Genomic DNA, 11,879 nt, shown 5'->3' with positions numbered 1-11,879 from the left:
CTAAAAAATTTTTCAATAAACTAGCTACTCAATTTGTAAGATGAGGTGACCAACGCTTTTTAAACTTTAGCTCTGCACCTCTTCTTTGAGACCATTGAGCTTCAGACTCAGAATGAACATCTCAGGTGTAATATCCTTAATGTCCTTCAGTCCAAAACCTTGGAAGAAACTGTTCTTTTCCACCTCTTCGACATTGACCTTTTGCAAATCAATTTCAATCAAGGTCTGCAATTTCTTCTCTGCTGTAACTGAATAATCAATATTGACACCCTCCAGACTCTTAGCTGCTACATAGTTTGAATCAGACTGCATTCCTTCACGAATGATAGTCGTCATTTCCTCTGGAGTCAAAGTAGCTGATGCCGCACTAGCTTCTTCTGGCAAGGAAGTGAGCAATTCCATCCGAAGATTCAAGATTTTCTTGCCCTGATAGGTAATTGTATCACGATGATGGATTTCTTCAATGTCTCCGACTAAAGTTTTAGAGACAATCTCTGTACTTTCAGAAGAAGAACTGGATGACTTGCTAGAGCTGGAGCTAGAGCTGGATTTAGTCCTCCTAGAAGAAGCTGCTGATTCAGAAGAATGTCTAGGACGATGCTTGCTGAAGCTAGGAAGCACACAGCCCGTCAAGAGTACCGAAGCAGAAATAACAAGAATGAAAAATTTTTTCATAGTTCACCTTTTTTACTTTTTATTTGTTACAGTATAACATAATACCAGTTTCTTGTCTAAGTATTTTCTATAAAATAATAAAAGACAACCTTTCGATTGCCTTTTTATGCTATTCAACACTAAAAATATATGGATAAACCGGCTGACTGCCCTGATGAATTTCTACTTCGACATCCTCGAATTGTTCCATCAAATCTTGAGCAAGACTGCTAGCCAACTCTTCGCTACCGTCCTCACCGATATAGATAGAGACAATCTCGCTGTCTTCATTGAGCATCTTGTTGAACGTTTCTTTCAAAGCCGTCAGCATATCTGGATTAGAAACAACAATCTTACCATCCACCATACCGAGGTTGTCATTTTCATGAATTTCCAAGCCATCAATCGTCGTATCACGAACCGCAGTCGTCACGCTGCCGCTGACTACTTCTGCCAAGGCTGCAGTCATACGCTCTTGGTTTTCCTCAATAGTCTTGCTGCCATCAAAAGCTAGGAGACTGGTCAAACCTTGAGGGATCGTGCGAGTCTCAATAACAGCTGCAGGCTGTTCAATCACTTCTGCTGCTGATTGGGCTGCCATGAAGATGTTTTTATTGTTTGGCAAGATAATAATATTACGAGCATTGACTTGCTCCACAGCTTTGATGAAGTCTTCTGTTGATGGGTTCATAGTTTGACCGCCAGAGATGATATAGTCAACTCCCTGAGCCTTAAAGATTTCAGCCAGACCATCACCAGCCACTACAGCAATAATCGCAAATTCTTTTTCTTGAGCCGGCTTAGCTGAGCGCTCTTCCTTTTCAACCTGTGCTTCGTGCTGGTTGCGCATATTGTCAACCTTGACCTTGACCAAACTACCATACTTGAGACCTTCCTGCATAACCAGTCCTGGATCTTCGGTATGGACATGGACTTTGACGATTTCATCATCGTTGACTACCAACAGGGAATCTCCCAAATCATTGAGGTAGTTGCGAAATTCATCATAATCAAAGTCTTTTACATAGGTTGGACCTGTCTTGAGAGCCACCATGATTTCTGTACAGTAGCCGTAAGTGATGTCCTCTGTTGCCACATGGCCAGCTACAGACTTATGATGCTCAGCATTGATCATCTCAGACATGGTCGCAGGTGTCGCCACAAAGTCCTCAGATGCGATATATTCGCCTGTAAGTGCAGACAAGAAGCCTTCGTAGATAAAGACCAACCCTTGACCGCCAGAGTCCACAACGCCGACTTCTTTCAGAACCGGCAGCATATCCGGTGTCTTAGCCAAAGCAGCCTTTGCTCCTTCAAGAGCTGCTTTCATAACTTCTACAGCATCATTAGTGACTTCAGCTTTCTTCTTGGCTCCGATAGCCGCACCGCGGGAAACAGTCAAAATCGTTCCCTCAACCGGCTTCATAACTGCCTTGTAAGCCACTTCTACACCAGACTGAAAGGCCAGAGCTAGATCTTCACCAGTCAGCTCTTCATGCTCTTTCACACTTTGAGAAAAACCGCGGAAAAGCTGGGAAGTGATAACTCCTGAGTTACCACGCGCGCCCATCAAAAGGCCTTTCGCAAAGATACCCGCCGCTTCGCCAACTGTTGAAGCAGACTTATCTGACACTTCCTTGGCACCATTTTCAATGGTCATGCCCATGTTGGTCCCTGTATCGCCATCTGGAACCGGGAAGACATTCAAAGAGTTTACATATTCAGCCTGTTTATTTAAGCGAGTAGATGCCGCCTGCACCATTTCTTGAAATAAACTAGTAGTAATATTTGCCACGATTATTCTCCTACGACTTTAATATTTTGGATATAAACATTCACTGCATGGGCAGTAATTCCGAGCTTGTTTTCCAAACTGAATTTAACACGCTCTTGGATGTTTTTGGAAACTTCGCTGATTTTGACTCCATAGCTTAACACAGTGTAGACATCAACTGCGATATCACCTTCATCAGTCGCTTTCACAACCACGCCCTTAGCATAGTTTTCTTTTCCTAAAAGGGCTTGAAAATTATCCTTGATTGCATTTTTGCTGGCCATGCCAACTACACCAAAAATTTCAGTCGCTGCACCGCCGACGATTGTCGCAATCACATCATCAGTCAGCTCAATTTGACCATCTTTTGTATTAATTTTCACAGTCATAATTTGTACCTCAAAAGTATTTTATAGTTTATTCTACCATATTTTATACAGGGTGTAAAAGAGGAAGGGTCTAAATCAACTGTCTAGGCGGAAATTCCCAAGCAAAAAAAGGACGGAAATTTTCCATCCTTTTTAAATAGAGATTAAACGCGTTCAACTTTACCTGATTTAAGGGCACGAGCTGAAGCCCAAACTTTTTTAGGTTTACCGTCAATCAAAACAGTAACTTTTTGAAGATTTGGTTTAACAGCGCGTTTTGTTTGGTTCATCGCGTGAGAGCGGTTGTTTCCTGATACAGTCTTACGACCAGTAAAGTAACATACTTTAGCCATTATCGTGTTTCCTCCTATTAGATCTAATATTACGGATGTGCTAGCACCACATACCTTCCTATATTACCAAAAAACTTGACGTTTGACAAGTACATTTGTCCAAAGTTTCGAAATTAATCCGTTTTCCTAAACATAGCTAATCTTCAAAGAACCGAAAGCTACGTTGCCTTTGACATAGAGAGTTTTTCTCTTTTCATTGACATTGCGGGGATTGTAGACAGAGCCAAAGGCATTATCTACATCCAGCTCTACACGCCAGTCGCTGGGCACATAAAGCATCACACTGCCAAAAGACAGATCCACTTCAAAAGTTGCTGAGTCCCCTTCGATAGTCGCATTATCAAAATAAACCGATGCACTGCCAAAAGCACAGTCTAACTTTTCATAGGTGAAGTTATCTGAGTTGATATAGCGCGTGCCGCTGCCAAAAGCAATATCATCTTTTGAGGAAGAAGAGGCAGTTGAGAAGATACGCCCCTTAAAAATGCGCCGGGGCTTGAAAATCATATTGAGACCGATGCAAGCCAGAATACCACCCAAAACCAAGGTTCCTGTTGAAATAGCTAAAAAGTGGTAAACGGCATTGGCAATAATCAGCGCAATAACTGCCATGATCAGCCCAGTGCCAAAGTCTCTTTCTAAGAAATTTTCCAAGGCGAAATAGGCAAACATTGCAACTACTAGCATGGGCCAAATATTAAAATTGAAGGCAGGAATCCCAAAATTCCCCTGCAGCAGAACCCAAGCTGCCAAGACTAAAAAGCCGATTCCAAAAATTGTTTTTTTCATGAAAATTACCTCGTTTCGTTTAACTTTTCTTTTAAAATTTGATAGTAGTGTCGGGAAACGTGCACTTGTTTATGTGTGTCATAAAATTGGATAGTACTGGTTCCCGAAAATGATTTATCCAAAGCGTAAATAGCCTTGGCATTGGCAATAGTAGACTTTGAAATGCGACAGAAATATGCCGGAAGTCTCTCTTCTAATTCGTATAGCTTCAATTTGACTTCATAAGCATCATCCCTGCTATGAGCATAAATTTTGGTAGCATCCGTTTCAAAAAATAAAATATTCTTCAAATCGACAAAATATTCACTTGTATCCTTATAGAAAGCTATCGGTTGACGGTTGGCTTGTTCAAGAGCTGCTTGAATCCGAGCCACCTCTTCACCATATTGAGCCGTTCGGATAACGACTTCAGTTTCTGCCATATCTGTATCAAGCTCAATCCTAATCTTCATAGCCACTCCTTTCCTTGCTTCTGACTTCATTATAACAATTTTCAAAAAAGAAACAAGGCATTTTCAGTAAGTGGTTATTTTTGATAACTAAGTGGTAGCTTACCCTTCTCAAAAAATGTTAAGCAAATTTGATTTCTCATCCTAGACTCTCCAATAGATTCGTTTAGTATAAAAGCACGACTTACACATATTGAATATCTGTCTTATTTTATGATCAAACAAATTTGAAAACTTTTTTCCTTCTGATATAATAGTACCTCAGGAGGTACTATATGTCTAAACAAAAAATTAATCGCTTTGTCGGATCTATTGGAGCTTTTATTGGGATTCTTGTCTTTATTGCATATATTCCACAAATTATCGCTAACTTGCAAGGAGAAAAAGCTCAACCATTCCAACCACTATTCGCAGCAGTTTCTTGTTTAATTTGGGTAATCTATGGTTGGACCAAAGAACCTAAAAAAGACTGGATCCTTATCATTCCCAATGCGGCAGGAGTGATATTAGGCGGTCTAACTTTTCTTACTTCTTTATAAGAATTAGATAAACAAAACCAGCAACCCATGAAAAAGTTGCTGGTTTTCTTTCTGCCGATTGCAGGGATCGAACCTGTGACCTACGCGTTACGAGTGCGTTGCTCTACCAACTGAGCTAAATCGGCGTCTTTTCCCCTTTATTTTAGCATCTTGAGTTTTTTTGTCAAGTTAGAATTTCACAATTTCTTAACCCAAATCAAACAAGGGTTGCTTTTATCCCAAAGTTCAGGAAAAATTTCTAACTTTTTAAAGCCCTGAGCCTGATAAAAAGCGTTAGTTCTGTCATAGGTAGGATAATAACCTGGTGCTACCGTTTTTACTTGCAGATAGGATGCTTTTTGACGAGCAGATTTTTCTAAAACTTCTAGAAGTTGACTACCAATTCCCGCTCTATGATAGAATTTCTTAACAGCTAAGCAGTCAATCTCTGCACAATCTTCACTAGAATAAGATAAGCTTACAAAGCCAGCCAATTTACTCTCCTGATAAGCAACCCAAACTTGTAAATCCCTAGCTCCTTCAATGTAAGCTTGTGTACTTTCAGGTATTCCAAACCATTCTGGTAGATCCTTTAAAACTTCACTGACTGCTATCATCTTTTGTTTTTCTTCCTTCACTTCTTCAATCGCTACCATCTTTAAATCCTTTCATGTTTTAAGCTTTAGGACTAAACATATTTTCCATCTTACGAACCCGCACTTTCGTAGGCATCCAATCCCCTATCCCAGAGTTTGAGCGAAATGAAAAAGAAAACAAGGGAAATCAGAATCAAACCACCAATGTTAAAGAGCCCATTTTTGTCCTGCAAGAAATAGCTAGCAGGATAGTAGGCTGTAAAAGCAAAAGGAACGATAAAACTAATCAACCAACGAAGGAGCGAATTGTAAATGGAAATCGGGTACTTGGCAAAATCATTAAACATATAGAAAATGTAAATCATAGCACCTGACTGCTTGGTCCAAAAAGCGATACTGGCTGTCGCGATTTTCAAAGAAGTATAAATCAGGGTCGCAAAAGGAATGCAGACTAGGAAAAGCAAGAACTTGGGAATAGTCCAAGTAATGCTAGAGAACGTTGTCGCTAGTAAAATTCCACCGACCAAGAGCTCACCCAAGGCATCAATCTGAAAAGTCTCGACTAGGATGTGAAAGAGAGGATTGATAGGACGAGTCAGATACTTGTCAAACTCTCCCTTTCTCACCAATCGTTGCCCCAGTGCCCAGAGATTGTCAAAAAAGAGATGGTCCAGTCCCTTGGGAATCAAGGAAAAACCATAGATAAAGGCAATCTCTTGAAAGGTCCAGCCTTCTAGCGAGGGGATGTGTTGAAAGATGACATTGAGAAACAAGAGGTTCAAGCCTTGGGTCAGGAAGACACCTAAAACACCAACCACAAAATCAACCTTGTATTCCATGATTTGCTTGATGTACTGTCTGATAAAAATCAGATGCATGCGCTGATATTTTTTCATACTAACCTCCTTGAATGGTGATAAATGACTGGACTCTTTTCCAAATCAACTGAGACAAGCCCACCATCACTAAGAGCCAGAAAAACTGTAGCAAAAGCGCTTGATGAATCTGACTGGCATCGTATTTCCCAACGATAATCATAACCGGAGTGTAAATCAAGGATGAAAAAGGCAAAAAGGAAAGAATATTTGAAACAATTTTAGGAAAGAAAGCCAAGGGAATCAAACTCCCCGACATAAAGGCCACTATAGAAGTCTTGAGTAGATTAGAACCCCATAGATTTTTAAATACAAAGGCTGAAAATCCAAAGCAGATATTAAAGAAAAAGTTAATCAGGTAGGCCAGCGTTAAGCTAAAGAGATAAAGGACAGTTAATCCCAGCACTTCTACAATCCCTTGCCCAGAAAGGATTTTTACCAATACAATGACACATAGAAATGGAACTCCAACAGAAATAAAAATCAACCACTTGGAACCAAGTTCGGTGAAGAGATAGGAGGCCGCAAAATGAACTGGTCTCAGCAAGCGCATGATAATGGAGCCATCCTTAACCTCCTCCCCAATCATAAAGGAAGAATCCGACTTGGTCAAAAGATTGGTCACAAAACTCATGATGATGTAGAGGGTGATATCTGCCATGCTGAAACCCTGAATCAAGGACTCTTGCGAGGAATCAAAGACTGCCTTCCAGAGATAAAAGGCCACAAAAGCTCCCATGACATCGCCAATTCGATAGAGAAGAAAGTTGACTCGATAGGTAATCAACTCCTGAACCCCTGCATTGATAAAGGGTTTGTAACGTCTCCACAATTTGACCATCTTAGAGCTCCTTTCGATAGAAGCGACGGATAATATCCTCAATATCCGTATCTAGCATCTTCAAATCACGAATTTCAAAATCAGACAGGGTTTGCTTGATAATATCAGCCGACTGGTAGCGGGAACTATCGAATTCAATATTGAGACTGTTTCCTTGTCTATCAATGGTCATATCCGAAAAATCTTCATAGTGAGAAACGAGGTGACTTTGACCTGGTAGTAGTTCAAAGGAGAGAGTCTTCATCTTGCCAAAGGTTTCCTTGAGCTGGTTAACCGTTCCATCAAAAATCTCCTGCCCCTTGTCAATCATAAAAATCCGATCACAGAGTTGCTCAATGTCGCTCAGGTCATGAGTGGTCAAGAGAATGGTTGTTTCTTCCTCCTGATTAATCTGGGTGATAGCCCGACGAATATTGTCCTTGACCGAAACGTCCAACCCAATGGTTGGTTCATCTAAAAAGAGAACCTTGGGATTATGAAGTAAGGAAGCCGCAATGTCCGCCCGCATCCGTTGACCAAGTGAAAGAGTCCGCACGGGATCTTTGATAAATTCCTTCAAATCCAAGACTTCATTCAAAAAGTCCATGCGCTTATGGAAAAGCGAGTCTGGCACATCATAAATTTCCTTCAAGACTGTATAGGTCTCTTGCAGTGCCAAATCCCACCATAGCTGGGTTCGTTGTCCGAAGACCACTCCAATATCCTTGACATAGTCTTGACGATTATCCTGCGGAATTTTGCCGTTGATTCGACAAAAACCAGATGTCGGTTTCAGAATTCCTGTCAGCATTTTGATGGTTGTCGACTTCCCAGCACCGTTGGCCCCGATAAAGCCTAAAATCTGCCCTTTTGGAACCTCAAAGGTTAAATCCTTGACCGCTTCAAAGGTCTGCTTTTCAGGATGAATAAAGGAGCGCAAAGCCCCCTTCAATCCCGGTTCCTTGACAGCCTTCACAAAATTTTTCTGAAGATGCTCTACTTCTATCATTGCCATACGTTTCTCAATATCCCATCATTCAATTCATGTTACAGATCATTTCCCTACTTAACTCAGGAAAATAGAATCTTATCTCCTCACTATACTACCACTTTTACTTTCAAACGAACATAGGTAATTTAAAAATAATTATCATATTTTGTCACACACCAAAAAAACCCACCTTTACAGGCAGGTTTCTGTTTTGTATTGTTCAGCTAGATTAAGCTTTACCTTCTCATTTCAATTCTTTAGCCAAGATACTCATGTTTTCTTCTAGATTCTCTAGGTAGTTTTTATCATTTTGGGGATCGGCTTCTAAAGGATTGAGAGTTTTCAGTCTGACTCCCGTTGACTTGACGAGCGTTTCTGCCACTTTCGACGATGCATTGCTTTCGGTAAAAATCGTTTTAACTTTATATGTTTTCACAAATTCTTGAATTTCAGTAAGCTGCCTTGCATTTGGCTCTTGTTCAGGAGAAATCCCTGCAATACCTAGCTGCTGCAAACCAAACCGCTTTGCTAAATACGAGAACGCAGTATGTTGAGTTACGAAAGTCTTTTGCTTAGCCTTTTCAAAGATTGGTTGGTATTTTTTGGTCAATTCTTGAGCTTTAGAAATGAATTTCTTAGCATTTTTTTGATATATTTCCTTGTGTTCTTTATCGAGTTCAGATAGCTTATCCGCAATAATCTGCGCTTCTTCACCAGCTTTTTCAGGATCTAGCCATGTATGAGGATCGTAGAGAGTTTTTTCATCGATTCCTTCGCCAGCTTCCACGTCTTCCAAACCCGGTACACGCTCCAAGGTCATTCCTTCGGATGCTTCCAGCACTTTCACCTTAGATTTTTGCAAATTTGGATCTAGGCTCCCCGCCCATGACTCTAAGGTATGTGAATGATAGACAAAAACATCCGCATCATAGATAGACGCTATATCATTAGCTGATGGTTCAAAAGAATGGATCCCTGTACTAGATTGAATCATGCGAACATCATTCAAATCACCAGATACTTCTTTAACCATGGCATAAACCGGATAAAAACTGGTCACAATCTTCAAACCTTTAGCTTGTTGTTCTTCTTTCTGAGTACACGCTCCCAGCATCAGAGCTAGTATACTCAGCGTTATTAATACTGCAGTTCTTTTCTTCATATTAACTCCAAAATTGTTGGTTCATCTTTTATTTATCAATAAAACATTCATATCTAAAAACAGATAAAAATCAAGGTGTTGTTTCTGTATTAGTAGCAGGTGTTGAAACAGCTGATTTCAACAAGGTTAACAGTTTTTCTACTTCTGCCATGATGTTATTATTATCCATAGTCCCTAAATTAAGATTATTTCGCAATCCTGTTAAGGTCTCAGTTGCATTGGATTTCAAACTTGGATCCGTCGTCTTTTCAAGTAAGTCTTCCGCCTCTTGCAACTTAGCTTCTACTTTAGCAGTTTCAACTTGAGGTACTTCTGGCTCAGTTGGTGTTTCCTCTTCAACTTCTTCTTGAGGTTTCTCTGGGCTAACAGCATCCTCCTTGTCATCTTTTTTACCTAAAACATGATCACTTGCATTCCCCCATCCATCGCTAGACTGTGGTCGCTCATCTGGATGTTCAACATAATACTTGATAGTTGCAAATAAATCCTCTAATGTATAGCCATTAGGAGCTCGGTAAGTCTTATCATCGAACCAAGCAAATTTGATGTTGTGGTAGTGATCCTTATGAGGGATAATCAGATTACCATTTTTTACTGCTACAGTATGCTCAACATTGTAAGGCAGACGAACGAGCGGTATCCGTTTCTCTCCTTGAACACGTTCGTAGATAGCAGACGCACTTTCTCCACTTGGATTGGCTTTGGAATCATCTGTTGGTGCAGGTGGAAGCAGACCTTTTTCTTTAGTATAGGTCTGAGCAGCTGCTTTTTCTTTAGCTGAAAGACTATCTTTTCCTATCCAGTGACTGTGTCCCATATGAGGGGTTACATAAGCATCTCCTTCGTCGCTGATAATATCGCGCGCATCAAAGATATATCCATCAGATGTCGTATATTTGTCAGCTAGCTGGGCTACTCGAACTTCGGTTTCAGTATACTCAATCTGTGAATTTGCTTTGCCTAGACGTTCTGGATGATTGATAGGCGCAAGAAATGCTAATAAGTCATCAATTAATTGCACCTTATCACTTGTTTCATCATTCAAACGCTTCACTAAATCATCCAAGGCTTGAAAATCTGACAAACGTCCCTTATTTTCTAGCAATTGCTGATGGGTCTGAGTCAGAAGACCATATACCTTATCATAAAACTCTTGATCTTTCGGTTCAACTGATTCTTTCTTAGCTTGCAGGACATGAGGTATGCTTTTCTGCTTCGCCAATTTATTTTCAATCGCTGTAATAATCTCTTTAGGCAAGTCTTTAGCTAAAAGATAGCGGGACACTCCTTTATCCTCTAGCACATAACCGTCAGCTATTTTCCTAACAACCTGCTGGATTAAATCCTTATCCAATGAATCCGCATGTTCCAAATTTAACTTTGGAGGAAGAATCGGTTTTAAAGCTGGTTGAGATGGAGTTAGTATCGGAGTTGGTATAGGTCTATAAGGTGTCAATCCTAACATAGGTTTATTAGGCTGACTTATAAGAGGAATTGTCCGAGCAAGCTTTTCTTCCAATGCCGACATTTGTGTATAAGGAATAAAGTGATAATGATTACCATGTGGCACTGCTACTCCATTTTGTGTTCGACTAGTAATTTGTGCTGGATCAAAGATCAAGCCATCTGATTCAACATGACGCTGACTAAGTGGAAGATTATAAAGTTGCTGAAGGAGACCCTTAACATCTTCTCCTTGACTCGGTTGATAGTTGTTTGAAATTTGAGTAAAAGTAGGTTGTGTCTGTATCCAGCCACCGTTTCCATTATTATACGAACGGCTGACTACAGTACTAGCTACTTTTCCTCTACCTGATAGGTAAGCTTGAGCTGCAGCTAGCTCACTAGGCGACAAATCACTCTTTGGGATATAGTGAAAATGATTACCATGAGGTACGATATAGGCATCTCCCGTATCCTCAATAATGTCTGAAGCATTAAAAACATAGCCATCATCTGTTGTATAACGGCCTTGAGCTCTAGCTGCTGCTACTTCATTGCTTATTTTCGTAACATTATGACCATGTTCCTGCTTTTGACGATTAATCTCTTCCTTACTGCGAATATTATCCGCACGAGCTATATCTTTCAGATAAACATAATATTGCCCATTAACCTTGATAACATATCCACCCTTGACTTCATTGACAATATCCTCAGTCCTAAGTTGATAGTTGGGATCTTTCATCAAAAGATCTTCGCTGAAAATAGCATCATATGGAACTTTCCCATTATAATAATGATAGTGATCACCATGAGAAGTGACATAACCCTGATCAGTAATCTTGATAACAATCTGCTCCGCGTTAATCCCCTCTTTTTTGCTTACTTCGTCAGGCGTTAACTCCTCAGACTTTTGAACAGCTTGCTTACCATCAATATAGCTAACTCGATTGGATTTTTTAATCGAACTGTTTGCCTGATAATAACCTAGCTGATGAGCAAAAAGACCCACAGTAGCAATGACAACAATTCCTGTTAAGTATTTCTTATTTTTTTCCATTGAATATCACTTTCTTTTTTGATTATA

13 protein-coding genes and 1 tRNA gene are annotated in these 11,879 nt (G+C 40.1%); 1 reads left to right on the top strand and 13 read right to left on the bottom strand.

Going from position 1 to position 11,879, the window contains the following annotated elements; genetic code table 11:
* Positions 1-66 precede the first annotated feature (66 nt).
* The 6 genes from RSK81_RS02130 to RSK81_RS02105 form a co-directional block, all read right to left on the bottom strand.
* Positions 67-675: an SP0191 family lipoprotein gene (locus RSK81_RS02130; protein WP_048774099.1), complete on the bottom strand. Its 609-nt coding sequence runs from the start codon at positions 673-675 to the stop codon at positions 67-69.
* Positions 676-784: 109 nt separating this feature from the next.
* Positions 785-2,449: a DAK2 domain-containing protein gene (locus RSK81_RS02125; protein WP_125338084.1), complete on the bottom strand. Its 1,665-nt coding sequence runs from the start codon at positions 2,447-2,449 to the stop codon at positions 785-787.
* Positions 2,450-2,451: 2 nt separating this feature from the next.
* A complete protein-coding gene (locus RSK81_RS02120) occupies positions 2,452-2,817 on the bottom strand; it encodes an Asp23/Gls24 family envelope stress response protein (protein ID WP_002893676.1) in 366 nt (121 codons plus the stop codon).
* Between the two features lie 143 nt (positions 2,818-2,960).
* Complete coding sequence (gene rpmB / locus RSK81_RS02115; RefSeq protein ID WP_001140948.1) at positions 2,961-3,149, bottom strand: 50S ribosomal protein L28; 189 nt, start codon at positions 3,147-3,149, stop codon at positions 2,961-2,963.
* Between the two features lie 126 nt (positions 3,150-3,275).
* On the bottom strand, positions 3,276-3,938 hold the full coding sequence (locus RSK81_RS02110) for a LiaF transmembrane domain-containing protein (protein WP_002905297.1): 663 nt from the start codon (positions 3,936-3,938) through the stop codon (positions 3,276-3,278).
* A 5-nt stretch (positions 3,939-3,943) separates the two neighbouring features.
* Positions 3,944-4,390, bottom strand: coding sequence for a LytTR family DNA-binding domain-containing protein (locus RSK81_RS02105; RefSeq protein ID WP_023917202.1), 447 nt, complete (start codon positions 4,388-4,390; stop codon positions 3,944-3,946).
* A 272-nt stretch (positions 4,391-4,662) separates the two neighbouring features.
* Between RSK81_RS02105 and RSK81_RS02100 the strand changes: the two genes are divergently transcribed.
* A complete protein-coding gene (locus tag RSK81_RS02100) occupies positions 4,663-4,926 on the top strand; it encodes a SemiSWEET family transporter (RefSeq protein WP_002902394.1) in 264 nt (87 codons plus the stop codon).
* A 52-nt stretch (positions 4,927-4,978) separates the two neighbouring features.
* On the opposite strand, the gene RSK81_RS02095 is transcribed toward RSK81_RS02100, so the two are convergent.
* The 7 genes from RSK81_RS02095 to RSK81_RS02065 all read right to left on the bottom strand — a co-directional run bounded on the left by RSK81_RS02095 (position 4,979) and on the right by RSK81_RS02065 (position 11,852).
* Positions 4,979-5,051, bottom strand: a tRNA-Thr gene (locus RSK81_RS02095).
* Between the two features lie 51 nt (positions 5,052-5,102).
* Positions 5,103-5,561, bottom strand: coding sequence for a GNAT family N-acetyltransferase (locus tag RSK81_RS02090; RefSeq protein ID WP_002902392.1), 459 nt, complete (start codon positions 5,559-5,561; stop codon positions 5,103-5,105).
* Positions 5,562-5,611: 50 nt separating this feature from the next.
* The gene (locus RSK81_RS02085; protein WP_002905302.1) at positions 5,612-6,397 is read right to left on the bottom strand and encodes an ABC transporter permease; all 786 of its coding nucleotides are present in this window, start codon (positions 6,395-6,397) and stop codon (positions 5,612-5,614) included.
* Position 6,398: 1 nt separating this feature from the next.
* Positions 6,399-7,217 carry an ABC transporter permease gene (locus RSK81_RS02080; protein ID WP_002905303.1) on the bottom strand — a complete coding sequence of 273 codons (819 nt, stop codon included), beginning with the start codon at positions 7,215-7,217 and terminating at the stop codon, positions 6,399-6,401.
* Position 7,218: 1 nt separating this feature from the next.
* Positions 7,219-8,211, bottom strand: coding sequence for an ATP-binding cassette domain-containing protein (locus RSK81_RS02075; RefSeq protein ID WP_002905304.1), 993 nt, complete (start codon positions 8,209-8,211; stop codon positions 7,219-7,221).
* A 220-nt stretch (positions 8,212-8,431) separates the two neighbouring features.
* A complete protein-coding gene (locus RSK81_RS02070) occupies positions 8,432-9,349 on the bottom strand; it encodes a metal ABC transporter solute-binding protein, Zn/Mn family (RefSeq protein WP_315687273.1) in 918 nt (305 codons plus the stop codon).
* Between the two features lie 70 nt (positions 9,350-9,419).
* On the bottom strand, positions 9,420-11,852 hold the full coding sequence (locus RSK81_RS02065; protein WP_002908775.1) for a pneumococcal-type histidine triad protein: 2,433 nt from the start codon (positions 11,850-11,852) through the stop codon (positions 9,420-9,422).
* Between the last annotated feature and the right edge of the window lie 27 nt (positions 11,853-11,879).

This window comes from Streptococcus sp. DTU_2020_1000888_1_SI_GRL_NUU_041A, from assembly GCF_032387735.1.
Taxonomy (GTDB): Bacteria; Bacillota; Bacilli; order Lactobacillales; family Streptococcaceae; genus Streptococcus; species Streptococcus sanguinis.
Note: the sequence above shows the minus strand (reverse complement) of the source record. Positions and strands in the feature narration are given on the sequence as shown.

Excerpts from the sequence above, each read along its gene's own strand:
- RSK81_RS02130 (WP_048774099.1), bottom strand. The coding sequence starts at position 675 with ATGAAAAAATTTTTCATTCTTGTTATTTCTGCTTCGGTACTCTTGACG.
- RSK81_RS02120 (WP_002893676.1), bottom strand. The coding sequence starts at position 2,817 with ATGACTGTGAAAATTAATACAAAAGATGGTCAAATTGAGCTGACTGAT.
- rpmB (WP_001140948.1), bottom strand. The coding sequence starts at position 3,149 with ATGGCTAAAGTATGTTACTTTACTGGTCGTAAGACTGTATCAGGAAAC.
- RSK81_RS02110 (WP_002905297.1), bottom strand. The coding sequence starts at position 3,938 with ATGAAAAAAACAATTTTTGGAATCGGCTTTTTAGTCTTGGCAGCTTGG.
- RSK81_RS02105 (WP_023917202.1), bottom strand. The coding sequence starts at position 4,390 with ATGAAGATTAGGATTGAGCTTGATACAGATATGGCAGAAACTGAAGTC.
- RSK81_RS02100 (WP_002902394.1), top strand. The coding sequence starts at position 4,663 with ATGTCTAAACAAAAAATTAATCGCTTTGTCGGATCTATTGGAGCTTTT.
- RSK81_RS02090 (WP_002902392.1), bottom strand. The coding sequence starts at position 5,561 with ATGGTAGCGATTGAAGAAGTGAAGGAAGAAAAACAAAAGATGATAGCA.
- RSK81_RS02085 (WP_002905302.1), bottom strand. The coding sequence starts at position 6,397 with ATGAAAAAATATCAGCGCATGCATCTGATTTTTATCAGACAGTACATC.
- RSK81_RS02080 (WP_002905303.1), bottom strand. The coding sequence starts at position 7,217 with ATGGTCAAATTGTGGAGACGTTACAAACCCTTTATCAATGCAGGGGTT.
- RSK81_RS02075 (WP_002905304.1), bottom strand. The coding sequence starts at position 8,211 with ATGGCAATGATAGAAGTAGAGCATCTTCAGAAAAATTTTGTGAAGGCT.
- RSK81_RS02070 (WP_315687273.1), bottom strand. The coding sequence starts at position 9,349 with ATGAAGAAAAGAACTGCAGTATTAATAACGCTGAGTATACTAGCTCTG.
- RSK81_RS02065 (WP_002908775.1), bottom strand. The coding sequence starts at position 11,852 with ATGGAAAAAAATAAGAAATACTTAACAGGAATTGTTGTCATTGCTACT.